The sequence below is a fragment of the Lysobacter tyrosinilyticus genome (genome assembly GCF_054779815.1).
On sequence record NZ_BAAGXN010000002.1, the window covers coordinates 66,844 to 91,533 of the forward strand.

Genomic DNA, 24,690 nt, shown 5'->3' on the forward strand with positions numbered 1-24,690 from the left:
CGGCTTACTTCTTCTTGGTCGCCTTCTTGTCGTCGGCAACCGCGGCTTCGACCTTGGGCACCATCGCTTCGGTGGTGATTGCGATGGTCACGTCGTCGCTCACGTTCGGCGCATACAGGCCAATGCCGAAGTCGCTGCGCTTGATCGTGGTGGTCGCGCTGAAGCCGGCCGCTTCGCGCTTACCCAGCGGATGCACGCCCAGCTTGTTGATGGTCACGTCCAGCACCGCCGGCTTGGTCACGCCGTGCACGGTGAGGTCGCCGATCACGCGCAGCTTGTTGTCGCCCGCGGCTTCGACCTTGGTGCTGTTGAAGGTGATGGTCGGATACTTCGCGGCATCGAAGAAATCAGGGCTGCGCAGGTGCTCGTTGAACGCGGCCACGTGCGTTTCCAGGCCCGACATCGGGATGGTGACCTTCACCGACGACTGGCCGACGTTCTTGGCGTCGTACACGATCGTGCCGTCGACGGAACCGAAATGCGCCATCGGGTTGGAGAAGCCGAAATGGCTCCAGCTGGCGACCACGTCGGTGTGGTTCGGGTCCATGTTGTAGGAAACCGGCACGGCAGCGGCAGCATTGCCGGCGAGCAGGAGAGCGGAAGCAAGAATCAACGGCTTGAACATCGGATCTATTCCTTCAGGGGTGAGTGCGGCGGGGGGAACGCGATGCATCCATGCATACGGAGGCTCGCAAAGCGAAAAAGGATTCGCCTCAGGCGATGACAGCGGCCTCGTCGAACGCCAGTCGTGGCGAACGCGGGAACAGTTTTTCGTGATCGGCGTAGCCGAGGTTGACGAGGAAGTTCGACTTCCACTTCGTACCGGCGAAGAACGCGGCGTCGACCTTGGCATTGTCGAAGCCCGACATCGGGCCGCAATCCAGGCCCAGCGCACGCGCGGCCAGCAGCAGGTAGGCACCCTGCAGGCTGCCGTTGCGCAGGCAGATGGTTTCGATCGCCGCTTCCGGCTTGGTGTCGAACCAGCTCTTCGCATCGGTGTGCGGGAACAGGTACGGCATCTTCTCGAAAAAGGCCATGTCGTAGGCGACGATCGCGGTCACCGGCGCCGCCATGGTCTTCTTGTAGTTGCCCTGGTCCAGCGCCGGACCGAGCTTGGCCTTGGCTTCGGCAGACTTTACGAACACGAAGCGCGCAGGGCAGGAATTCGCCGTGGTCGGCCCCCACTTGAGCAGGTCGTAGAGCTGGTGCAGCAGCTCGTCGCTGACTTCACCACCGATCTCGTTATGGGTACGTGCCGTGCGGAACAACTGGTCCAGCGCGGCGGCCGGCAAGGCGGATTGCATCTGTCGGTCTCCAGAAAAGCGTATGCGGCCTGGTGGCCAAGGCGGGGAAGTGTAGAGTCTGGCGCGTTAAACCACATGCGGCGAAGCCGGAACGGACCTACTCCCTGATGCAACAAACCCAGCGCCCCTCACGCCACGACGCCTGGACCCTGACCGACGGCAACGCCGGCAACGTGCGGCAGGCGCAGGCATTGGCGCTGGCGTTGGGCATTCCGTCCGCGCGCGAATGGACGCTGCATCCGCATGCGCCCTGGCGCTGGCTGTCGCCGCGCCGACTACCGGGCGCGCGTCGTGCCTTCGGCGATGCGTTTGAACGTGCGGCACAGGCGCCGCCCTCCCTGGCGATCGGCTGCGGACGCCAGGCCGCGCTGGCCACGCGCCTGCTGCGGCAACGCGGTGTGCAGGCGGTGCAGATCCTCGATCCACGCATCGATCCGCGGCATTGGGACGTGGTCATCGCCCCGCAACACGACGGTCTGCGGGGTGCCAACGTGATTCCCCTGCTGGGCAGTCTGCACCCGGTCGACGACCTGTGGCTGGCCGCGGCACGGCAGCAGTTCGTGGCGTTCGCGGTCTTGCCGCAGCCGCGCACCGCCCTGCTCCTGGGTGGTGCCAGTGCGCATGCCGATTTCGACCTTGGCTACTACGACGACCTGTTTGCGCGGATTGCGACGCGCATCACACGCGAAGGCGGCAGCCTGCTCGCGACGGCCTCGCGCCGCACGCCGCCGCCGGCACAGGCGCGGCTGCGCGAGCGACTCGCCCATCTGCCGGGTGTGATCTGGTGCGACGAAAGCGACGGTCCGAATCCGTATTCCGGCCTGCTTGGCTGGGCCGACCGCATCGTCTGCACGGCGGACTCGGTCAACATGCTTTCGGAGGCGGCTGCCACCAACGTGCCGATGTACGCGGCCGGTGTCGAACGGGTGCGTGGCCGGCCTCGGCGCTTCGTCGACGACCTGATCATGCTGGGCCGCGCGCGCGGCTTTTCGTCAGAACTGGAACCGTTTCCGGTCACCGCACTGCGCGAAACCGCGCGCGTGGCCGACGAAGTACGTACGCGCCTGGGGCTGTAACACATGCGTCAACCGCCTTGTAGAGCGGAGCTTGCTCCGCTGCTCTTGCCTTTGTAGATCCGGGCCCGCCCGGATCGCTTTTTGCATTCGACAGTGCGCACCGCACAGGCGCGGCGCTACCAACCTATCCCGCGAAATCGAGGCCCAGCAGCTGCGCCACGCGGCGTATATCGGCGCGCGCCGCATCGACTTCCGCATCAGGCGCCACGCGCCGCTGCCGCCGGTCCAGCGTGCAGTCGAGTCCCCGCACCAGCAGCGTGGCATGCGCCGCTTCCAGCGCACCGGCCGCGGCCGGATCGAGCAACGCGCATTGCTGCAGCACCGCGATCAACCCCGGCGTGTTGCGCGGCACCAGCAGTTCGGCATGCGCGCGCGCGTGCATCAGCACCAATGCCTGCAGCAGGAATTCGAGATCGACCAGCCCGCCCTCACCCTGCTTCAGGTCGAACAGCGCGGCATCGCTGCGATCGAGCTCGGCGCGCATGCGTCGGCGCATCGCCGCCACATCCTCGCGCACCTGCACCGGGTCACGTGCACTCGCCAGTGTGGCGTCGCGTACGCGCTCGAAGTCGGCGTGCAAGGTCGCATCGCCGGCGACGAAACGCGCGCGCACCATCGCCTGATGCTCCCAGGTCCAGGCGCGGTCGCGCTGGTACTCGCGGAAACTGGCCAGCGACGACACCAGCAGCCCCTTGGCTCCGTCCGGGCGCAGACGCACGTCGACGTCGTACAGGCGGCCGGCGGCGGTCACGGCTCCGAGCAGCGCGACGATCTTCTGCGCCAGGCGCGCGAACCAACGCGTCGCATCGAGTGGGCGCGCGCCATCGGAGTGCGCGTCCGCTGCGGCGTCGTACAGGAACACCAGATCCAGATCGGAACCGAAGCCCAGTTCCTCGCCACCCAGACTGCCGTAGCCAAGGACGATGAAGGTCGCACCGGGAATGTCGCCATGCGCCGCGCGCACTTCGCGCTGCGCCAGCGCCAGCACGCGCGCGACCACACCGTCGGCCAGCCATGCGAGCTGCTGCGCGCTGGCCGCCGCGGATTGGCGCCGATCACGTGTCGCCATCGCAATGCGGAAGCTCAGGGCCTGGCGGACTTCGTTGAGCTCCTGCAGCACGCTTTCCGGATCGTCACCGGCGACCGCTGCGCAGGCCGCGAGCAGGGCCTCGCGATCGGGCAATGCACTGACGACGCGCGAATCGAGCAGCTCGTCGAGCAACAGCGGGTAGTGCGCGAGGCGTTCGGCCAGCAGCGCGCTGCGCGCCACCACATCAACCAGGCGCTGCAGCGCGGCCGGCTGCTCGTCGAGCAGCGCGAGATAGGCACTGCGCCGCAGGATGTTGTGCAGCAGGGCGAGCAGGCGGCGCAGTGCGAGCATCGGCTCCTGCGAGCCGGCCGCGGCCTGCAGCAGCGCCGGCAGCACGCGATCGAGGCGCGCACGCGTCGAATCCGACAGCCCTTTCACGCCGGGACTGCGGGCCAGATCGCGCAACAGTCCGTCGGCCTGTTCGTCCTCCGCGAATCCTGCATCGCGCAGCGCGTCGACTTCGCCCGCATCGGGCAGCGCACGCCAGTACGTGGCCAACGCATCGGGCGCCTGGGTCTTGTGGCGCGGCGCCAGCAGTGCCTCGAATTCGGCAGTGACGCGGGCGCGCTGGAGATCGAGTGCCAACCGCAGCGCATTCCAGTCGGTGTAATCGAGCGCCGCGGCGATGCGCTCGCGTTCGTCGATGCGTTCGGGCAACGCGTGGGTCTGCCCGTCGGCAAGCATCTGCAACCGGTTTTCGATGCGCCGCAAGTAGCGATACGCGGTCGTCAGTGCCTCGCCGGTCTCGGCGGCCATGTGGCCGGCCTCGACCAGCGCCCGCATCGCGGGCAGCAGGCGTCGTTCGCGCAGCGCCGGTTCGCGACCGCCGCGGATCAGTTGCAGCGCCTGCACCAGGAATTCGATCTCGCGGATCCCGCCCGGGCCGCGCTTGATGTCATCGGCGAGCTCCTTGCGCGCGACTTCGGCGCTGATCGCCGCCTTCATGGTGCGCAGGCCGTCGAGCGCGCCGAAATCGAGGTAGCGCCGGTACACGAACGGTCGCAGTGCTTCCAGGAAGCGCTCGCCCGCCGCGATGTCGCCGGCTACCGGCCGCGCCTTCTGCCATGCATAACGCTCCCAATCGCGGCCTTCATGCTGGAAGTACTGCTCCATCGCCGCGAACGACCAGGCCACGCGACCGGCATTGCCGTACGGTCGCAGGCGCAGGTCGACGCGATGGCTGAAGCCGTCGGCGGTGACTTCATCGAGCAACTTGGCCAGCTGCTGGCCCAGGCGTGCGTAGTAGGTCTCGGCGGCAAGCGGACGCGGGCCGTCGCTGCTTTCGGACGACGCGCTGCCGTCGCAGTCATAGGCGTAGACGAGGTCGATGTCCGAACTGAAATTGAGTTCGCCGCCACCGAGCTTGCCCAGACCGTACACGACCAGGCGCTGGGGTCGGCCCTCGCCATCCCGGATCACGCCGTGACGCTGGGCGAAGTCCGCCTCCAAGGCCGCCAGCGCGGACTGCAGGCACGTCTCGGCCAGGCGCGTCGCACCGGCCAGCGTGTCATCCACGTCATCCAGACCCAACACATCGCGCCAGATCAATCGCGTGGATCCGGCAACGCGGTAGCGGCGCAGCAACGCCGGCCAATCGGCGCGGTTGTCGGCCGTCAATTCCGGCAGGGGCAAGGCCGGTGCGTCGGCCAGCAGCGATGGCAGCAGACTGGGCTGCCGCACCAGCGTATCGATGGCGAAGTCGCTCGCGGTGGCGACGCGCCGCAACTGGGCCTTGACCTGCGCGTCGTCGAGCAGCGCCGCAAGCTGCGGCGCGGCGTTGCGCAGCCGCTGGATCGCGCGCTCGGCGGTCGTGATCGGGTTCGCCGCGGTCGGGTTTGCATCCGTCATCGACAAATTGTGGCACGCACCAAAAGCATGCGGCCGCCCGAAGGCGGCCGCATGGGTGTCGATGGCGGGAGTTGGGTCAGTACTGCACGGCCCGGGCGGCATCGACGCGTCCACCGCCGTAAGCGTCGTCGTTGCCGGGCTTGCCCAGATCATCCGACGACGCGCGCAGGATGCGCTCCACTTCCGCCGGCGCCATTTCACCGCCGTGCTTGCCGACGATCAGCGCGGCGACGCCGGAGATGTGCGGCGTGGCCATGCTGGTGCCGGCCGCCCAGAAGTACAGGTTGCCTGCCCCGACGTAACCGCCGGGCGCGAATACCAGATCGAACACGTAGCAGGGACGCGTGATTCCAGCGACGGTGCAATTGGCCATGCCTGGCGCGGTGCCAAACAGAGGCGAGTCGCCACCCGGACCGGCGAATGCGATCGCCGACTGTCCGTAGCTCGAATAGCTGGCCAGGTAGTCGAGGTTGCCCGCGGAATTGATCGCCCAGCCGACCGGCGTGGTGGCCGAGATCGCCAGCGCGTTCGGCAGCTGCGCCGGGAACGCACGCAGATTGGCGCGATAGCACTCACCCTGGTCGCAGATCTCCACGCCGGAATCGTGGTCGAGATCGCGCGCATCGTTACCGGCGGCCACAATCGTGAGCGCGTTCTGATCGCGCGCGTACTGCACGGCGCGCTTGGTCGCATTGATCAGCTCGGCCACGTCGTTGGCACCCTGGCCATTGACCGGCAGGCCGCCGCGCACGCCCAGGCTCATGTTGATCACATCCGCGCCGTGGTCTGCCGCGTACACGATGCCCTGGATGATGCCGCTGAAGCTGCCGTTGCCACTCACACCCGAGAGCACCTTGACTGCGAGGATCTTGGCTTGCGGCGCCACGCCTATCGTGCCGATGCCGTTATCGGGTGCTGCAATGATCCCGGCGACATGCGTGCCGTGATTGAAGTTGCCGGCAGTGGTGTGGCACACGCCTTCGCCAGGCACGAATGAAGTCGAATCCGGCAGCAGGTTCGGCGCTATATCGACGTGCTGGCAAACCACGCCCGAATCGAGCACCGCCACGATCGCGCCATTGCCGCGATAGCCCTGGTTCCAGGCACCCGCGACATCGATCGCCGCACTGCCCCACTGCAGGTCGAAGCGGGTGTCGTTGTCGCCGGAATTGGGCGGATTGCTGTAATCCTCCTCGTAGGAGGCCTGGGCTTCGGGCACGTCGAACTGCATGACGTAGTCGGACACCACCGAACGGATGCCCTGCACCTTTGCGGCGCGCGCGGCGAACGTGCCCTGGCTCGATTCCACGATCGCCACGCCGATCTGCGGCAGGCGCGCGGTGACGGTACCGCCCGCCGCTTCGATCTTGCGCGCGAGCTGGGTGTCGAAGGACGAACTCTTGGCGGTGACGACATAGGTGGCCGCCTGTGCGGAAGCGGCAATGCCAAGACTACCGACGGCCAGTGCGATGGCCCGGGAAAGCATGGTCATGAATGAAGTCCCTTTGGTGTGTGATGACTGCGGACGAGGCGCAGGGCATCCCCCTTGCAGGACATCCCTTTCCCCTAGGACTGGCACGTTGAATTGGCGCCGCAACGGCCAGGAACAGCGGGCCTGTCGCCGAGCCACATCCAGCCACTCACACACACGGACATAAAAAAGCCCGCTATCGGTCGGAACCGGTAGCGGGCCTTGCTCCCTCCCCCACGTCGGGATGCGAGCCGATCGTGAAGGAAGCGTTATTCCCTTTGCACGCTGCACTGCAAAACGATACTTGGGAGTTCAAGAAGCCTGCCGGGATTCGTCCTCACCCGCTCGGACCGCCCGGTTCAAGCCAATTGGCCATCCCCCGACGGATCGCTAGACCGTCGCCGCGATCTTGCGCAGCCTGACGAACGGGAAGCGCCCCAGACCGCGCTGGGCCAGCACCTCGCGAGCGGCGACTTCTCCCGATTCGCAGCCGCCCTCCATGAAACCCTGGGTCTCCAGCGCGCAGTGCTCGCCGGCGAAGTGCAGCCCACCCACGGTTTCCCCCATCACCCCGCGCAACGATGACCAGTCGCCAGGACGGAAGCAGGCGTAGCTACCGCGCACCCACGGCTGCGAGGGCCAATGCATGCGGACCTCGCGCGCACCCTGCCGCGCCAACGCAACGCCGGGAAAGACTTGTTCGAGCGCGGCAATGGCCGCGTCTGCCTGCTGCCTCGCGCTGCCGTCGCCAAGCGCGAGACCATGCAGCCCGCCGGTGAAGTTGGTCAGCACACCGCTATCGCCCGCTTGCCGACGCGAGGTTTCCCAGGTGGTCTGGTACGCGAGATCGCTCATCGACGCGCCATTCCCGTTGCCACGACGCCAGACGCGTCGGTCGAAACCAATCATCAGCTTGGCATTGGTGCCGTAGGCCAGGGTGTCGATGGCGCGGCGCTTGTTTGCAGGCAGCTCGATGTCGAGCCGCAGTTCGCGCAACAGGGTAAACGGCAGCGCAAGAATCACCTGTCTCGCCATCACCTCGCGCGATGCGGCGCCATTGCGGAACGACAGCAGATAGCCGTCGCCGCGTGCGGATACGGCTTCCAGCACGTGGCCGCTCTCGATCGCGTCATCCATCCGTTCGCCCAGGCGCTGCACGATCAGATCGTTGCCGCCGCGCACATGGAAGCGCTCGTCGCTTTCCCCAAACACCTGGAATGCATCGGCGTCCTCGATGCCGATGAAGGTGAGCAGGTTGAGCGCCGACTGCTGATCGATCTCCAGTCCCATCTCCGTCGTGTACGCCACGTCGATCAGTTTTCGGAGCCAGCCGCTGACGCCGTTGCGGTCGAGCCATTGCGCCACCGAGAGCGTATCGAGTGCACGGAAAGCGGGATTGCCGTCGTGATAGTCGAGCGCGCCGTCGCCGAGCGTGGACACGTCGCGTGCGATCGCCTGCGCGACGGGGAGGAAAGCCTCAACGATCTCGCGCTCGTGCAGTGCGCGACCATCGAAGTACCAGGTATCCGCACCGGTGTCGCCGTCGAGCAGGTCGTCGAGCGTGAGCCCCAACTCCGCAGCCAGCGTGCGGATGCGCATATGCCCGCTGTCGATCAGCTCACCACCGAGCTCGGCGACCTGACCATCCGGGAAATGGTTGCGCAGACTCAACATGCGCCCACCGACACGGCCCTGCGCTTCGAACAGGCGCACGCGCACGCCGGCCTGGCGCAGCCGCCAGGCGGCGGTCAGGCCCGCGATGCCGGCGCCGACGATCACGACTTCGTCGTCGTTGCGGACCCCCATGGGCTTTGGCAGCTGCGCGCAACCGGTCAGCAACAGGCCGGCGCCGGCGCCCTGTAGCAGTCGCCGCCGTTGCGCATCCAGTCGCAGTTCGCGGCCGCGAGCCTGGAATTCATCGAGCGGTTCGTGCGTCCGCGTCGAGGCGCGTGCGATACGTGCGGCGCGTTGGAGCAAATGGAAAAGCGGTGTACGGGCCATGTGCGCTCCAATTGCGCAGGGGTACGGCGTGGAACGGGCAGATCAGGTTGAACCGGCCAGGGGCTTGCGGCAGCATCCCCGCGGGGGATCCGTATCGCACGAACATTCCAGCGCAAGCCTAGGCATTGCGCCAACGCCCGCTTGCGGGGTCAACAGGAGGTTGCATGTTCAGACGTTCGCCGCTCGCCCTCGCCTTGTTCACCGCACTGTGCCCGCTGATGGTGGCGGCGCAGACCGCCACGCCAGCATCCACCGGACCTGACGGGACGTCCGACGGCGAAACGAAGGCCCACACACTGGATAGCGTGGTGGTCACCGGTACCCGTTCGCAGACGCGCACCGTCGCGGAATCGCTTGCTCCGATCGACGTGCTCAGCGCGCAGGAACTGGAGAACGCGGGCACTCCAGAAATACAGGCGACACTCGCGCGCCAGGTGCCGTCGTTCAATTTCCCGCGCACTTCCATCACCGACGGCACCGACCACGTCCGACCCGCGCAGCTGCGCGGCCTGTCGCCCGACCAGACCCTGGTGCTGGTGAACGGCAAACGCCGCCACCGCACGGCGATCGTCAACGTCAACGGCACCGTGGGTCGCGGCTCCTCACCGGTCGACCTCAACGCGATCCCGATCGCCGCGATCAAGAGCGTGGAAGTGCTGCGCGACGGCGCCGCCGCGCAATACGGCACCGACGCGATCGCCGGCGTCATCAACATCCTGCTCAAGGATGCCGATCACGGAGGCAGCGTGGATGCGCGCGTGGGTGAGACCAGCGAAGGCGATGGCGAGCTCGCGCAGGGCAGCGCCAATGTCGGCCTGAACCTGGCAGGCCGAGGCTTCCTCGATCTCACCGCGGAGTACCGCGACAAGAACTTCACCAACCGTTCCACACCGGACCGGCGCCAGCAGTACCCGCTCGTCGGGGGACAGCCGGATCCGCGCGAAGCCACGTTCGACCGCATCAATCATCGCTTCGGTGATGCGGCAACCATCGACCGCTCACTTTTCTTCAACGGCGAGATGCCCTTCGGCGAGAACGTCGCTTTGTACGCCTTCGGTGGCTGGAGCGCTCGCGACGGCGAAGGCGCCGGCTTCTATCGCCGCGCGCTGGATGCACGCAACGTGCCGCAAATCTATCCGGACGGGTTCCTGCCGTTGATTGTGTCGAACATCAGCGACATGTCGGGCGTCGTCGGGTTGCGCGGGCAGGTCGGCGCCACGTGGGACTGGGACGTCAGCGTCAACTCCGGCGGCGAGGAATTCGACTTCTACGTCGAGAATTCGCTCAACCGCGCATTGGGCGTGAACAGTCCGACTTCGTTCTACGCGGGCACGCTGGACTATCGCCAGCGCATGTTCAACGTCGATATCGGCGGCGTATTCGATGTGGGCTGGATGTCCGGCCCGCTGAACATCGCGTTTGGCGCGGAAGCCCGGCGCGAGGCGTTCGTGTTGTCGGCCGGTGAGCCGGCGTCCTACGTCGGCGGCCCTCCGGGCAGCACCTTGCCGCCCGGGTCGCAGGTGTTCCCCGGATTCCGTCCGAGCGACGAGGCAGATGCCTCGCGCAACAGCTGGGCCGCGTATGTCGACTTCGAGGGCAACCTCACCGAACGTTTCAGCATGGGCCTGGCTGGCCGACACGAGGACTATTCGGATTTCGGCAGCACCGACAGTGGCAAGCTCTCCGCGCGCTTCGCCTTCAACGACGACTGGGCGCTGCGCGCGACGGTGAGCAACGGCTTCCGCGCGCCCAATCTGCAGCAGCAGTACTACTCGACCACCGCCACCAATTTCATCGGCGGCGTTCCGTTTGAGATCCGCACGTTCCCGGTCGGCAGCCCCGTCGCGCAGGCGCTGGGCTCCGAGCCGCTGCAACCCGAAGAGTCGCGCAACTACAGTCTGGGCCTGGTGGCACAGCCGCTGGACACGTTGAGCTTCACGCTCGACTTCTATCGCATCGACATTGACGATCGCATCGTCCTCAGCGAGAACATCGTCGATCCTGCCGGCAGCACGGTGATCCGGAACTTCCTCAATGGGCTGGGTTTCGCCGGAGTGACCGGCGGGCGCTACTTCACCAATGCGATCGATACACGCACACGCGGCGTGGATTTCGTCGGGCGCTGGACACCCAAGCTGGGCGAGACCAGCGAACTCACCGTCACCTTCGGCTACAACCGCAACGACACCGATGTCACCCACGTTGCAGACAATCCGGATCAGCTCGAGCAGCTGCAAGCCGATATCCGCGCGCTCGGCGGGAATCTGGCGAACTTCGAGTTGTTGCGTTTCGGCCGGGTGGAGCTGGGACGCCTGACCGTCGGCTCGCCGGAAGACAAATGGATTTTCGGCGGCGACTACCGCCTGGGCCCGTTCCAGGCTCAGCTCACCGCGACGCGCTACGGCAGGTGGGAGGTCCTAGGCCCACCGCTCGCCGGCCGTGATCCGGTCGACGACAGCTTCGGGCCCGACTGGGTCGTCGATCTTGCCCTGAGCTATCGCTGGAACCGCTTCAGCTTTACGCTCGGTGCGGAGAATCTGTTCGACCAGTATCCGGATGAAGTCACTACTCTTCTGACTACGGACGCAAACGGTTTCGTCAGCAGCCTGCCGGGCGACAACAGCAACGGCGGCATCCTGCCCTATCCGCGCGATTCGGCGCCTTACGGGTTCAATGGGCGCTTTCTGTATGCGCACGTGGCTTATCGCTGGTAACACCGGCGTCGACCAACAAAAAAAGCCCTGCATTGCTGCAGGGCTTTTCCCGATTCGGACTCCGCCGTGTTGAGCCGCCGCTTGACGATGGCTCCAACACGGCGAGTTATCCGGCGGCACAAGCCGCACGGATAACGGCAACTTAGAAGTCCATGCCGCCCATGCCGCCCATGCCGCCGGCGCCCGGCATCGCCGGTTCGTCCTTCTTCGGCAGCTCGGCGACCATCGCTTCGGTCGTGATCATCAGACCGGCGATCGAGGCCGCGTTCTGCAGCGCGGTGCGGGTGACCTTGGTCGGGTCGAGGATGCCGGCTTCGATCATGTCGACGTATTCGCCGGTGGCGGCGTTGTAGCCGAACGCACCCTTGCCTTCGATCACCTTATTGAGGATGACCGACGGCTCTTCGCCGGCGTTGGTGACGATTTCGCGCAGCGGGGCTTCCATTGCACGCAGCGCGATCGCGATGCCGTGATTCTGGTCTTCGTTGATGCCCTTCAGGCCGATGATGGCGGCCTTGGCGCGCAGCAGTGCGACGCCGCCGCCCGGGACGATGCCTTCTTCAACGGCAGCGCGGGTGGCGTGCAGCGCGTCTTCGACGCGAGCCTTCTTTTCCTTCATCTCGACTTCGGTAGCGGCACCGACCTTGATGACGGCCACGCCGCCGGCCAGCTTGGCCACGCGCTCCTGCAGCTTCTCGCGATCGTAGTCCGAAGAGGTTTCTTCGATCTGCGCCTTGATCTGCTTGATGCGGGCTTCGATACCGGTGTGTTCGCCGGCGCCGTCGATGATGGTGGTGTTTTCCTTCGAGACCTGGATCTTCTTGGCGCGGCCGAGATCCTTGATCGTGGCCTTCTCGAGTTGCAGACCGACTTCTTCGGAGATCACGGTGCCGCCGGTGAGGACGGCCATGTCTTCCAGCATCGCCTTGCGACGGTCACCGAAGCCCGGAGCCTTGACGGCGCAGACCTTGACGATGCCGCGGATGGTGTTGACCACGAGGGTGGCGAGGGCTTCGCCTTCCACTTCTTCGGCGACGATCAGCAGCGGCTTGCCAGCCTTGGCGACGCCTTCGAGCACCGGCAGCAGTTCGCGCACGTTCGAGATCTTCTTGTCGTGCAGCAGGATGAACGGATCATCCAGTTCGGCCTGCATCGACTGCTGGTTGTTGATGAAGTACGGCGACAGGTAGCCGCGGTCGAACTGCATGCCCTCGACGACGTCGAGTTCGTTTTCCAGGCCCGAACCGTCTTCAACGGTGATCACGCCTTCCTTGCCGACCTTGTCCATCGCCTGGGCGATCAGGTCGCCGATGTTGGCGTCGCTGTTCGCGGAGATGGTGCCGACCTGGGCGATTTCCTTGTTGGTGGACGACGGCTTGGAGAGCTTCTTCAGCTCGTCGACGGCGCTGTGCACGGCCTTGTCGATGCCGCGCTTGAGGTCCATCGGGTTCATGCCGGCGGCGACCGCCTTCATGCCTTCGCGGATCAGCGCCTGCGCCAGCACGGTGGCGGTGGTGGTGCCGTCACCGGCGTTGTCGGAGGTCTTGGAAGCGACTTCCTTCACCATCTGCGCGCCCATGTTCTCGAACTTGTCGGACAGCTCGATTTCCTTGGCGACGGACACGCCGTCCTTGGTGATGGTGGGAGCGCCGTAGCTCTTCTCGAGCACGACGTTGCGGCCCTTCGGACCGAGGGTGGCCTTGACGGCATTGGCGAGCACATTCACGCCGCGCAGCATCTTGGTGCGCGCGTCCTCACCGAAACGAATTTCCTTGGCAGCCATTGCGGATTACCTCAAAAAGAATTCAGAAGAAAAAAGAAAATTGGGAAGCGACGCGCGATCAGGCGATGACCGCGAAGATGTCGTCTTCCTTGACCACCAGGTATTCGGTGCCGTCGAGCTTCACTTCGGTGCCGCTGTACTTGCCGAACAGGACCTTGTCACCGACCTTGACCTTCGGCGCGCGGACGTTGCCGTTATCGAAGACCTTGCCGTCGCCGACGGCGACGACTTCACCCTTGATCGGCTTCTCGGTGGCCGAGTCCGGGATCACGATGCCGCCCGCGGACAGCTTCTCTTCTTCCATGCGCTTGATGACCACGCGGTCGAACAGCGGCTTGATGTTCATGGCAACCCTCACGTAAGTGATTGAATGAGTGGGGAAAGAACCCTTGGACTTAGCAGTCGCCTGCGACGAGTGCCAGATCCTGGGCGTAGAAAGACCCGACAGCGCCGGGATGGGCAGCAGTTGGGGCCGGATCGAGGGGGTTTCAAGGGGCCGGCGTCGACCAGGCCCAGAAAAGAAAAAAGTCCGAACGGGGGGACGGTTCGGACTTAAAAAAGAAAGAGCGCGGACAGGGGTTCGCGCTCTTTCCGGTTTGGAGATGGCCGTCCTCAGCTTGGCGCAGTCCAGCGCCGCGTCTCCGTACCTGACCTCTTGTCGACGCCGGCGTTCCTTGCCGGACGGGGCCAATTTGTTCCCGTCGCTGCCCCTTGTCCAGCATGAAATCGGCCTCAGCTAGTGAACACTGGTAGCAAAAGCGACCGCAATTTCACCTTAAACAACTGATTTAACTTGGTTTAGTTTTGTTTTGCGGCACCATAGGTGAACATCCGATGGTGGCTTTTGATATCGACGTGACTAGCGGTAACATCCGGTTGTTTTCGCCACCATGGAAGACTTGCGATGACCCCTCAGCAGCGTATTCGCCTGGCCCGCCGCCAGGCCGGACTCTCCCAGGCCGCCCTTGCCAGCGCGATCGGCGTGCAACGCAGCGCCGTCAGCCATTGGGAGACGAACAACGATAAGCACCCCAGCGTGACGCACATGCGAGAAGTCGCGTTGGCCTGCGGCGTGCAGTTCGAATGGCTGGCCACCGGTCGCGGCAAGATGAATCTGTCCAGCGATACCGCCCTGGATTCGGTCGCTGCCGCCGAAGCCTTGTTGATCGAAGACCCGATCGAGCTGCGCCTGATCCTGGCCTTCCGCGACGCGCCCACCCGCTCGCGTGCCCCATTGGTGGAAGTCGTCGAGCAACTCGCCTCGCTGCGTACCGGCCGCAAGATCGGCAGCGCGCGTTGAGCCGCAAGCGGCGCTGATGCGGCGCCGCCGCATGCTCTCTGTCATGGAGGCTCGCTAGAGTCGCGGGCTTCCAAGGGAGGGAGTTCCACATGCCTGTTGCCGTCCGTGGCGCCGCACGCCACCTGCTTTGCACTGCCATCGCACTCATGCCTCTGGCCGCATCGGCCGAGGTCTTCATCAACGAGATCCATTACGACAACACCGGCAGCGACACCGGCGAACGCATCGAAGTCGTCGCCACTGCCGGCGAAAGTCTCGGCACTTATCGCATCTATCTGTACAACGGCGCCACGCCGTCGGCCGCGACGTATTACGACAACGATCTGCTACCCGCCGGCAGCAACGTGACCTGCGGCGGCAGCGTGCGCATCGCGACGCTCAGCTATGCCGCCAATGGCATCCAGAACGGCGCGCCAGACGCGATCGCGCTGGTCAACGGCAGCGGTCAGGTCGTGCAGTTCCTCAGCTACGAAGGCACGGTGACCGGCTCCAACGGTCCGGCCGCCGGCCGCACCAGCACCAACCTGCCGGTGTCGGAGGACGAGTCGCCCAGCAACACCTCGCTGCAGCTCGGTGGCACTGGCAGCGGCTATGCGAACTTCACCTGGCGCAGCTCGGCCACGCAGACCTTCGGCGCGTGCAATAACGCGCAGACGTTCCCCGCGCCGAATCCACCGCCCACCGTCGTATCGACCTCGCCTGCCGATGGCGCCACCGGCGTTGCGGCAGCCACGGATCTGGCCGCGACCTTCAGCGAAGCGGTGACCCTGTCCAGCGGCGCCTTCGCGCTGCAGTGCACGCAGTCGGGCAGCGTGCCGCTGACCTATCCCGCGACCGGCACCAGCTTCACCATCACCACCGGCAAGACGCTGATGGGCGGCGAGTCGTGCACGTTCACCATCGATGCCACCAAGGTCACCGATAGCGGCGGCGCGAAGCTGGCGCAGAACACGGTGACTGGGTTCACGATCGCCGCAAGCGGTGGCACCGGCTACTACGCGCACGTCAACGCCAGCAGCGCCAGCCAGCTGCGCTGCTCGCTGCACGAGACGATCAAGAACCACACGGCGTATCCCTACAGCGGTGGCACGACCAACACCTGGAGCATCCTCGAAATCGCCGATGAGGATCCCAATGCCGCTGGTCGCATCCTCGACGTCTATCGCAACCGCAGCTACGTCAAGGTCAGCGAACGCTCCGGCACGGGCACCGGCCTGACCTACAACCGCGAGCACACCTGGCCGAACTCGCTCGGCTTCGGCACTCCGACCGGTGACAAGGGTCTGCCGTACTCGCCCTACACCGATACACACATGTTGTATCTGAGCGATGCGACCTGGAATGCCGATCGCGGCAACAAGCCGTACGCCAACTGCACGCTCGCCAGCGGCTGCGGCGAACGCGTCACCGAGGCGAACAACGGCTTCGGCGGCGGCAGCGGCGTCTATCCGGGCAATTCCAACTGGGTGAAGGGTCCCGATGGCAATGCCGGTTCGTTCGAAGCGTGGGGGCATCGGAAGGGCGATATCGCACGCGCGGTGATGTACATGGCGATCCGCTACGAAGGCGGTGTCGACCAGAATGGCCAGAGCGAGCCCGACCTCGAACTCACCGACGACCGCAGCAAGATCGTCATCACCTCGGCGTCGCCGGCATACATGGGACTGATGTCGACGCTGCTGGCCTGGCACCAGGCCGATCCGCCGGATGCGGGCGAACGCGCGCGCAACGAGGTCATCTACAGCTTCCAGGGCAATCGCAACCCCTTCATCGATCATCCGGAGTGGGCGACCCAGACGCTGTTCACCTCGACCCAGCCGGCAAGCTGCCAGTTGAACTAAGTTTGGCCAAAGCAAAGTGACGAAAAAGCCCGGGGCGACCCGGGCTTTTCCATTTGCCTGCATGGGTGAAGCCCGCAACCGGCGATTGTCAGCCGCGGGTGCGGCATCAGCTGTGCCGGAGCTTTGAGTTTGTGGCGGGCCGCTACAATCGCGGGATGTCCGTCCTGCTCGCCTATTGCACCTGCCCCGACACGGCCAGCGCCGACCGGATCGCTCGCGCCCTGGTCGCGGAGCGGTTGGCGGCGTGCGTCAATCGCCTGCCCGGCGTGCAGTCGACTTATCGCTGGCAGGGCGCGGTCGAACAGGCGGACGAAGTACTGCTGCTGATCAAGACCACCGCCGATCGTCTGGACGCCATGACCGCCCGGCTGCGCGTCCTGCATCCGTACGAACTGCCCGAACTCATCGCGGTCGAAGTCCGCGCCGGCCTGCCCGCCTATCTCGACTGGGTGGCGACGGAAACCACCTCTTCCGCTTCCGACAGGTCCGAATGAGCCTTTCTGCTTCGCGCGCCCCGCGTGCCTTCCTCGCGCTCGCCTCCCTGCTGCTGTGGGCTGGCATGTCGCCGGCCCGCGCCGCCGCACCGTCGTGCAACGATCGCGACAACCTGTTGCCGGTCGAACAGGCCTTCGTGCTCGACGCGCAGGCGACCGCACCGGATCGCATCGCGCTGCATTGGAAGATCGCGCCGGGCTGCTATCTCTATCGCCACCAGCTCAAAGTGCAGGCCGATGCCGGCTTCACGGCGCAGGCCTTGCAGATTCCGGCAGGCGAGGCGCACCAGGACGAGTACTTCGGCCACGTCGAGACCTATCGCGATGCGCTGACAGTGATCGTGCCGGGCGAAGCGCGGGCCGCCACCACGACCCTCAAGGTCCGGTATCAAGGCTGCGCGGACGCAGGCATCTGCTACCCGCCGCAGACGCGCAGCGTCACCGTCGCGCTGCCCGCGGCTGCCGCGACAAACGACGAACCGCTGGTGACATTCGGCCGCAGTAGCGCCCGCACCTCGGGCGTGCCATTGGGCGGCGGATTGCTGGGCAATGCGGGCGCCGACGCAGGTGCGGTCGATGCCGCGCCGCTACCGGCGGAACAAGCGTTCAACTTCGAAGCGATTGTCGGCGACGGCAACACGCTGCTGCTGCGTTTCACGCCGGCGCGCGGCTATTACCTGTATCGCGACAAGACCTCGTTCAAGCTCGACGCCGCCGCGGCCAAGGCCGGCATTACGTTGGGCAAACCGAAATGGCCGCGCGGAACCGCGCATCGCGACGAGCACTTCGGCAACGTCGTCGTGTTCTTCGATCAGATCGACGTGCCGATGCCACTGCAGCGCACGCGCGCCGATGCAGGCAAGCTCACTCTGACCGCCACCTTCCAGGGCTGCCAGACCGACGGCATCTGCTACCCGCCGATGACGCGATCGGTGGCACTGGATGTTCCCGCGGGCGCGATTACGCCCGCCGCTGCGCATGAGGAAGCGGCTACGAACGTGACGGGCGCGACGTCGTCGCCGAATGCGAGCGCACCACCTGAAGCCACGGCGTCCGACATCGCGCCGCCCAGTGTCTCGCCCTCTGCTTCTACCGCTCCCGATATCGCCACGCGCGGATCCAACCTCAACCTCTTCACCGCGTTGCTGCTCGCCCTGCTTGGCGGCCTGGTGCTCAACCTGATGCCCTGCGTGCTGCCGGTACTGTCGCTCAAGGCGCTGTCGCTCGCCGGCAATGGCGAGGATCCGGCGCGCGCGCGCAAGCACGCGCTCTGGTACACCGCCGGCGTGGTGCTGAGCTTCGTGCTGCTCGGCGGGCTCGCGCTGGCGCTGCGCCGGACCGGGCTCGCGCTGGGCTGGGGCTTCCAGCTGCAGCAGCCTGTGGTGGTGGCGATGCTGGCCCTGCTGATGTTCGGTCTGGGCCTGAGCATGTCGGGCGTGTGGCATGTGGGCGGTCGCTGGACCGGCATGGGCCACGCGCTCACGACGAAATCGGGACCGCTGGGCGATTTCTTCACCGGCGTACTCGCGGTAGTGGTGGCGACACCGTGCACCGCGCCGTTCATGGGCGCCGCGCTGGCGTGGGCATTTACCGCGCCGACGGCGATCGCGCTGCTGGTATTCCTGGTGCTGGGCCTGGGACTGGCGTTGCCGTTCCTGGTGATCGGCTTCGTGCCGGCGCTGGCGCATCGGCTGCCGCGGCCAGGCGCGTGGATGGAGACCTTCAAGCAGGCGCTCGCCTTCCCGCTGTATCTCACCGCTGCGTGGTTGGCGTGGGTACTGGCGCGCCAGCGCGGTGCTGACGCGATGGGCTGGTGGATGTTTGCCGCAGTCCTGCTCGCCTTCGCGGCATGGGCCTGGACGCGCGCGCGCACGACGGGCCACCGCTGGGCGATGGTTGCCGCCACATTGGCTGCGCTCGCCCTCATCTGGCCGCTGCGCGTGATCCACACGCTGCCCCGCCCGTCCGCGACTGCGACTCTCGCCGCGCCCAGCGAAGGCATCACCCCGGTGCCGTTCTCGGAGCAGCGCCTCGCGGACCTGCGCGCCTCTGGCCGCGTCGTCTTCGTCAACATGACCGCCGACTGGTGCGTCACCTGCAAGGCCAACGAGCGCGCGGTGTTCCGCACCGACGGCTTCCGCGAGGCAATGACGCAGGCCAATGCCGTCTACATGGTCGGCGACTGGACCGATGTCGATCCCGCGCTCACGGCCTTCCTGCAGCGCTACAAAGCCGTGGGCGTGCCGCTGTATGTGGTGTTCCCGCGCAATGGCGGCGAAGGCCGCGTGCTGCCGGTGGTTCTCACCGGCGACTCGGTGCGCGAAGCCTTGGCCGAAGCCGCCCGATGAAGCTGGGCCCGACCACCAAGCTGCTGCTGGTCGCGGTGGCCGCCGGCACCCTGGGGGCCGCGGTGGGCCTGTGGCAGGCGGGCCCGGGTCCGCTGCTGCGCACCGAAGTCGGGCAGCGTGCACTGCAGGAAGCCATGTCGGCTTCGGCACCCAAGCCACCGGCGGACCTGAAAATCGCCGAACGTGGCGCGATCGTGCCTAGCTTCACCCTGCCCGATCTGCACCACCAGCCGGTGGAACTGCCCCAGGCCTACGCCGGCCGGCCGGTCCTGGTGAACATCTGGGCCAGCTGGTGCGGCCCCTGCATCAAGGAGATGCCGGAACTGGACCGTTTCGCCAGGACACAGGACGCGAACGGCACGCAAGTGGTCGGCATCGCACTGGATGATCCCGCGGCGGTCGAGGCCTTCCTCCAGCGCGTTCCCGTGGCCTACCCCGTCCTGATCGATGCCCCCGGCCCCCGCGACGCCGGGGTTCGCCTGGGCAATCCCAAGGGCGTCCTGCCGTATTCGGTGCTGCTCGACGCCGATGGCCGCGTACTAAAACAGAAGATCGGCCCCTTCGCGCCTGCGGAAATTGACAGCTGGACAAGGCCTTGAGGCCCGGAAACGATAACCCCGTCTCCGTTCTAGAGTGACCACTCCAACAACTGCTTAACTCCCGACAACTTCGCCGATACGGTAGCGAACGTCTGGACAGCTCGGACGGCATGGGCCACACTCGCGGCCTTCGAGAGGCGGGCCCCGCTGATTCCCATGGCAAAGCTGCTGGTCCTGCACGGTCCCAACCTCAACCTGCTCGGTACGCGCGAGCCGGGGATCTACGGCCACGCCACGCTCGATCAGATCGATGGCGACCTGGAATCCCGCGCGCACACGGCCGGCCACCAATTCGAGAGCCTGCAAAGCAACGCCGAGCATGAACTGGTCGACCGGATCCAGGCAGCCCGTACCGACGGTACGCGCTTCATCCTGATCAACCCGGCGGCCTTCACCCATACCAGCGTCGCGATCCGCGATGCGCTGGCAGCAGTGGCGATTCCTTTCATCGAAGTGCATTTGTCCAACCCGCATACCCGCGAGCCATTCCGACACACCAGTTATTTCAGCGATCTCGCCGTAGGCGTGGTCGCTGGCTTCGGCGCCGACAGTTATCGCTATGCGCTCGAAGCCGCGCTTGCGCGGCTGGAATGATCTGACGCCGCTCGCGCGGCTTGCCTGATTTCCCTTTTCCTTTTCAGAACTACAGAGGCCCACGATGGACCTGCGCAAGATCAAGAAACTCATCGACCTGCTCGAAGAGTCCAACCTCGCCGAAATCGAAATCAAGGAAGGCGAAGAGTCCGTTCGCCTGGCGCGCGCCCCGAAGGCCGGCTTCGCCATGGCCGCGCCGGTCATGCAGGCTGCCCCCGTAGTGGCCGCACCGGTGATGCCGATGCAGGGCCCGACCGAAGCCGCCAGCGGTGGCACGCCCAAGCCGAGCGACCTGCCGCCGGGCCACGTCGTGCGCGCGCCGATGGTCGGCACCTTCTATGCCTCGCCCGCTCCGGACAAGCCGCCCTTCGTGACCCAGGGGCAGTCGGTCAAGCAGGGCGAGACGCTGGGCATCATCGAAGCGATGAAGATGTTCAACCCGATCGAAGCCGACGTCGCCGGCACCGTCGTCAAGGTGCTCGTCGAGAGCGGCCAGCCGATCGAATTCGACCAGCCTCTGTTCGTTATTGGGTGAGCGGGAGCTTTCCCGCGGCATGCCGCGGGCCCGCGAACGCCCACCGGCCGCGCGGCCGGTGGGCCGGATCTCACAGGCGCCTCAGCCCCTTTGGAACTGACCCATGCTAGATAAAGTCGTAATCGCCAACCGTGGCGAAATCGCGCTGCGCATCCTGCGCGCGTGCCACGCGCTGGGCATCCGCACGGTCGCGGTGCATTCCACCGTCGACCGCAACCTCAAGCACGTCGCCATGGCCGACGAATCGGTGTGCATCGGCCCCGCGCCGTCCACCGGCAGCTACCTCAACATGGCGCAGATCATCGCCGCGGCCGAAGTCACCGACGCCCAGGCGATCCATCCCGGATACGGCTTCCTCTCCGAGAACGCCGATTTCGCCGAACGCGTCGAAGAGAGCGGCTTCATCTTCATCGGCCCCAAGGCCGACACCATCCGTCTGATGGGCGACAAGGTCGAAGCGATCCGCGCAATGAAGGCCGCCGGCGTGCCCTGCGTGCCCGGCTCGGGCGGTCCGCTCGGCGACGACGCGGCGACCAACATCAAGATCGCTCGCGAGATCGGCTATCCGGTGATCGTGAAGGCCGCCGGTGGCGGCGGTGGCCGCGGCATGCGTGTCGTGCATACCGAAGCGCATCTCAATGCCGCGATCCTGACCACCAAGACCGAAGCCAAGGCCGCGTTCGGCAATGACATGGTCTATATGGAGAAGTTCCTGGAAAACCCACGCCACGTGGAGATCCAGGTGCTCGCCGACGGCCAGGGCAACGCGATCCACCTGGGCGAACGCGACTGCTCGATGCAGCGCCGTCACCAGAAGGTCGTGGAAGAAGCGCCGGCACCGGGCATCACGCTCGAACAGCGCGCGGAAATCGGCAAGGTCTGTGTCGAGGCCTGCAAGCGCATCGGCTATCGCGGCGCCGGCACGTTCGAGTTCCTGTACGAGAACGGCCGTTTCTACTTCATCGAAATGAACACCCGCATCCAGGTGGAACATCCGGTCACCGAAATGGTCACCGGCATCGACCTGGTGAAGGAACAGCTGATGATCGCCGCCGGTCACAAGCTGACGCTGAAGCAGGAAGACATCGTCCTCGAAGGCCACGCGATCGAATGCCGCATCAACGCGGAAGATCCCGAAACCTTCATGCCGTGCCCGGGCCTGATCCAGCATTTCCACGCCCCGGGCGGCCCCGGTGTGCGTGTCGACAGCCACATCTACGAAGGCTATCGCGTGCCGCCGAACTACGACTCGATGATCGGCAAACTGATCGTGCACGGCCCGGATCGCGAAACCGCGATCGCGCGCATGCGCGTGGCGCTGAGCGAGATGGTCGTGGATGGCATCAAGACCAACATCCCGCTGCAGCAGCGCATCCTCGCCGACATCGGCTTCCAACAGGGTGGCCAGAACATCCACTACCTCGAGAAGCGGCTGAAGGAACAGAAGGAAAAATCGATTTCGATGGCGTGAGCCTGGCTTCGTTTCCTGGATAGAACCCGCCTGCCGAGGCGGGTTTTTTCTGGCGGGCCTCGTAACCATGCGATGCATGGAAGCGAGACCAGGCCCGGCGGCCACCGGCCCCTCGCGCAGTGCATGCCGTCAGTGCGATGCGGCTGAGTCCTCCTCAGCGAATACCGACGAGAACATTGGAACGAGGCGCCGGTTACCGTACTCGCTGAGATGATCGTCGTCGTAGTAGAGCGGACGGGCGCCTTGGGTGCCGCTGCAGCGTTCCCCTGTGCACAGGAGCGGCACCGGATCCAGGAAACGAACTCCGCACCGCCCCCATGCCGCCTGCATTGCATTGCGGGCGAGGTCATGGCGCTGGTGGTATGCGCGCAGCGTGATGGAAGGAAAGTCGTGGATGCCGAATGCAATAGCTCTCGACGTCGCCTTTGGAACGTCCACACCCATCTCGGGAATTGGGCCGACGAGATACACCGGGTGGTGCCTTGCGAGCCGGCAAGCCGAAGCGATGATGTCTTCGGAAAAGGCTCGGCGGAATGCGGCGTCCGGCTGCGTTCGCACCTTGTCGTAATAGACCAGCGGCCTGCCCGTGGGGGCATCCCAGTGTTCGGTGGGACCCAGCGCATAGATGCTGGTGCGGCTGAGGAGAATCATGGGCACGCGCGAAGGCATCTCTTCCGCCGTGCGCTCGACCCATGCGTTGAATGCCGGGCACTCGGCGCCGCTGCGCAGCATTCCCGGAACGCGGTGAGCACCAAAAAGCGTGGGGCACGCCGAAAAGCTCCACACGTATACGCCGCGTCCCTTTGAAGCCGCCGCCACGGCGGTCGCCACGGCATCTGCGTGACTGTCGCCGACGAGTATCGCGGCGACGTCGTCGGAACCGTACAGACACCAGCTGCCCGGATTGCCGCTGGATGCAAAGCACTTGGTCGGCTTTGGATATCGATTCGACGCCTCTCGGGCGGCGTAGTCGGCCGATGGCGGAATCCGGCCGGGAATGCCGCGACCGCCTATAACCATCAGGCCGCCTCCGAGAGGGACCAGAGCCAGGCCAGTAATCACCACCGTCTTCCAGTTGCGCAATCCCACGGCCTTCGAGCGCCGGAATGGCTCCTCGATGTAGCGGTAGCTCAATTGCGCAAGGAGTCCCGTACCAACCAGCCCAGCCACGAGCCAACCCCAGTCCTCACGCCTTTCGAGAAAGGAAAGCGCGACGACAATCGGCCAATGCCACAAATACAGGGAATACGATCGATCACCGATCCACTGCAAGAATCGCGGCCCAGACAATGCCGAATCCCCTCTGGCCGCTGAGATCACGCAGGCCGTTCCCACGACGGGGGCAAGCGCCAACCACCCTGGCCACCGCACCGCTGCATCCAACCCGATGATAGAGCCCGCGATCAAGAGGAACCCGATCACTTCAAGCGGGCGCGAAACGGACGCCCGTATCGGACGCCCGCGTTGCAGCAGGTACACGAGCCCCCCCAACAGCAACTCCCAGGCGCGAGACGGGAGCAGATAGAACGCTGCGGAAGCATCCAGTGAAGTCGCGGCCTGACAGATCCCCAACGAGAGCAAGGCCCACAACGCCAACCAAACCGTTGCTGCCCGGGCACCGGGGCGAATCCGCCAAAACGCCACGACCAGGACGGGCAGCACGAGATAGAACTGCCACTCCACCGACAGCGACCAGGTATGCAGCAGCCACTTGTCGTGGGCGGCTGCATCGAAATAGCCCGACTGGCTCCAAAACTGGAAGTTGGAAACGAACAGCAGGCTCGACAGGATTTGGGTGGACAGCGCCAGATACTCAGGAGCGCTCAGGACCAGCCATCCCGTTGCGAACAACACCGTGCATAACACCGCGAGCGCCGGGACGATGCGCCGGGCACGCGCGGCCACGAAGCCGGCAAAGGAAAAGCGACCGTCTTCCAGGCCGGAAATGATGATTCCCGTCATCAGGAACCCGGAGATCACCAGGAACACGTCCACACCGACAAATCCGCCCGCAAACCCGGGAATGGCGAAGTGGTAGAAGATCACTGAAAGGACGGCCCATGCCCTGAGGCCGTTGATATCCGGACGGAAGCGACCCTCGGCCCGGGCAGCGGGAGTCAAGGGCAAACCCTGCATGTATCGTGATTCCCGACCGGACTGCGGTTCTTGTAGCACAATGCGCGCCCGACCCGTGGCGACGGCGTCGCCAATCGATAATGAG

18 protein-coding genes are annotated in these 24,690 nt (G+C 65.6%); 10 read left to right on the forward strand and 8 right to left on the reverse strand.

What is annotated here, in order from left to right; all coding sequences use genetic code 11:
• Positions 1-4 precede the first annotated feature (4 nt).
• Together ACYVGK_RS06640 and ACYVGK_RS06645 are read right to left on the reverse strand one after the other, a co-directional pair.
• Positions 5-625 (reverse strand): YceI family protein, encoded by a 621-nt coding sequence (locus tag ACYVGK_RS06640; RefSeq protein WP_460732514.1) that lies wholly within the window; start codon positions 623-625, stop codon positions 5-7.
• 88 nt (positions 626-713) lie between these two features.
• Positions 714-1,304 (reverse strand): malonic semialdehyde reductase, encoded by a 591-nt coding sequence (locus ACYVGK_RS06645; RefSeq protein ID WP_460732515.1) that lies wholly within the window; start codon positions 1,302-1,304, stop codon positions 714-716.
• A 107-nt stretch (positions 1,305-1,411) separates the two neighbouring features.
• Here ACYVGK_RS06645 and ACYVGK_RS06650 point away from each other — a divergent pair, with 107 nt between their 5' ends.
• A complete protein-coding gene (locus ACYVGK_RS06650) occupies positions 1,412-2,380 on the forward strand; it encodes a mitochondrial fission ELM1 family protein (RefSeq protein WP_460732516.1) in 969 nt (322 codons plus the stop codon).
• A gap of 124 nt (positions 2,381-2,504) precedes the next feature.
• Here ACYVGK_RS06650 and glnE read toward each other — a convergent pair whose 3' ends face one another.
• From glnE to ACYVGK_RS06665, 3 genes are all read right to left on the reverse strand, one after another.
• Positions 2,505-5,318, reverse strand: coding sequence for a bifunctional [glutamate--ammonia ligase]-adenylyl-L-tyrosine phosphorylase/[glutamate--ammonia-ligase] adenylyltransferase (gene glnE / locus ACYVGK_RS06655; protein WP_460732517.1), 2,814 nt, complete (start codon positions 5,316-5,318; stop codon positions 2,505-2,507).
• Between the two features lie 76 nt (positions 5,319-5,394).
• Positions 5,395-6,810 carry a S8 family serine peptidase gene (locus ACYVGK_RS06660; protein WP_460732518.1) on the reverse strand — a complete coding sequence of 472 codons (1,416 nt, stop codon included), beginning with the start codon at positions 6,808-6,810 and terminating at the stop codon, positions 5,395-5,397.
• A 369-nt stretch (positions 6,811-7,179) separates the two neighbouring features.
• On the reverse strand, positions 7,180-8,790 hold the full coding sequence (locus ACYVGK_RS06665) for a flavin monoamine oxidase family protein (RefSeq protein WP_460732519.1): 1,611 nt from the start codon (positions 8,788-8,790) through the stop codon (positions 7,180-7,182).
• 164 nt (positions 8,791-8,954) lie between these two features.
• Between ACYVGK_RS06665 and ACYVGK_RS06670 the strand changes: the two genes are divergently transcribed.
• Positions 8,955-11,504: a TonB-dependent receptor plug domain-containing protein gene (locus tag ACYVGK_RS06670; protein ID WP_460732520.1), complete on the forward strand. Its 2,550-nt coding sequence runs from the start codon at positions 8,955-8,957 to the stop codon at positions 11,502-11,504.
• A gap of 142 nt (positions 11,505-11,646) precedes the next feature.
• Here the strand turns inward: ACYVGK_RS06670 and groL are convergent, their stop codons facing one another.
• Positions 11,647-13,287: a chaperonin GroEL gene (groL, locus tag ACYVGK_RS06675; RefSeq protein ID WP_460732521.1), complete on the reverse strand. Its 1,641-nt coding sequence runs from the start codon at positions 13,285-13,287 to the stop codon at positions 11,647-11,649.
• Positions 13,288-13,345: 58 nt separating this feature from the next.
• Positions 13,346-13,633 carry a co-chaperone GroES gene (gene groES, locus ACYVGK_RS06680; RefSeq protein WP_386746458.1) on the reverse strand — a complete coding sequence of 96 codons (288 nt, stop codon included), beginning with the start codon at positions 13,631-13,633 and terminating at the stop codon, positions 13,346-13,348.
• 558 nt (positions 13,634-14,191) lie between these two features.
• On the opposite strand from groES, the gene ACYVGK_RS06685 reads away from it, so the two are divergent.
• From ACYVGK_RS06685 to accC, 8 genes are all read left to right on the forward strand, one after another.
• Positions 14,192-14,587: a helix-turn-helix domain-containing protein gene (locus tag ACYVGK_RS06685; protein WP_460732522.1), complete on the forward strand. Its 396-nt coding sequence runs from the start codon at positions 14,192-14,194 to the stop codon at positions 14,585-14,587.
• Positions 14,588-14,676: 89 nt separating this feature from the next.
• Positions 14,677-16,428 carry an endonuclease gene (locus tag ACYVGK_RS06690; protein ID WP_460732523.1) on the forward strand — a complete coding sequence of 584 codons (1,752 nt, stop codon included), beginning with the start codon at positions 14,677-14,679 and terminating at the stop codon, positions 16,426-16,428.
• Positions 16,429-16,583: 155 nt separating this feature from the next.
• On the forward strand, positions 16,584-16,922 hold the full coding sequence (gene cutA / locus ACYVGK_RS06695) for a divalent-cation tolerance protein CutA (protein ID WP_460732524.1): 339 nt from the start codon (positions 16,584-16,586) through the stop codon (positions 16,920-16,922).
• Positions 16,919-19,270 carry a protein-disulfide reductase DsbD family protein gene (locus ACYVGK_RS06700; protein WP_460732525.1) on the forward strand — a complete coding sequence of 784 codons (2,352 nt, stop codon included), beginning with the start codon at positions 16,919-16,921 and terminating at the stop codon, positions 19,268-19,270. The genes cutA and ACYVGK_RS06700 overlap by 4 nt, the downstream gene beginning before the upstream one ends.
• Entirely contained in the window at positions 19,267-19,869 is a 603-nt protein-coding gene (locus ACYVGK_RS06705; protein ID WP_460732526.1) for a TlpA family protein disulfide reductase, read from the forward strand. Before ACYVGK_RS06700 ends, ACYVGK_RS06705 begins: the two co-directional genes overlap by 4 nt.
• A gap of 156 nt (positions 19,870-20,025) precedes the next feature.
• Positions 20,026-20,463, forward strand: coding sequence for a type II 3-dehydroquinate dehydratase (aroQ, locus tag ACYVGK_RS06710; RefSeq protein ID WP_460732527.1), 438 nt, complete (start codon positions 20,026-20,028; stop codon positions 20,461-20,463).
• A gap of 64 nt (positions 20,464-20,527) precedes the next feature.
• Positions 20,528-20,998: an acetyl-CoA carboxylase biotin carboxyl carrier protein gene (accB, locus tag ACYVGK_RS06715; RefSeq protein ID WP_460732528.1), complete on the forward strand. Its 471-nt coding sequence runs from the start codon at positions 20,528-20,530 to the stop codon at positions 20,996-20,998.
• Between the two features lie 103 nt (positions 20,999-21,101).
• Positions 21,102-22,469: an acetyl-CoA carboxylase biotin carboxylase subunit gene (gene accC / locus ACYVGK_RS06720; RefSeq protein ID WP_460732529.1), complete on the forward strand. Its 1,368-nt coding sequence runs from the start codon at positions 21,102-21,104 to the stop codon at positions 22,467-22,469.
• A 129-nt stretch (positions 22,470-22,598) separates the two neighbouring features.
• On the opposite strand, the gene ACYVGK_RS06725 is transcribed toward accC, so the two are convergent.
• On the reverse strand, positions 22,599-24,605 hold the full coding sequence (locus ACYVGK_RS06725) for an acyltransferase family protein (RefSeq protein WP_460732530.1): 2,007 nt from the start codon (positions 24,603-24,605) through the stop codon (positions 22,599-22,601).
• Positions 24,606-24,690: the final 85 nt, after the last annotated feature.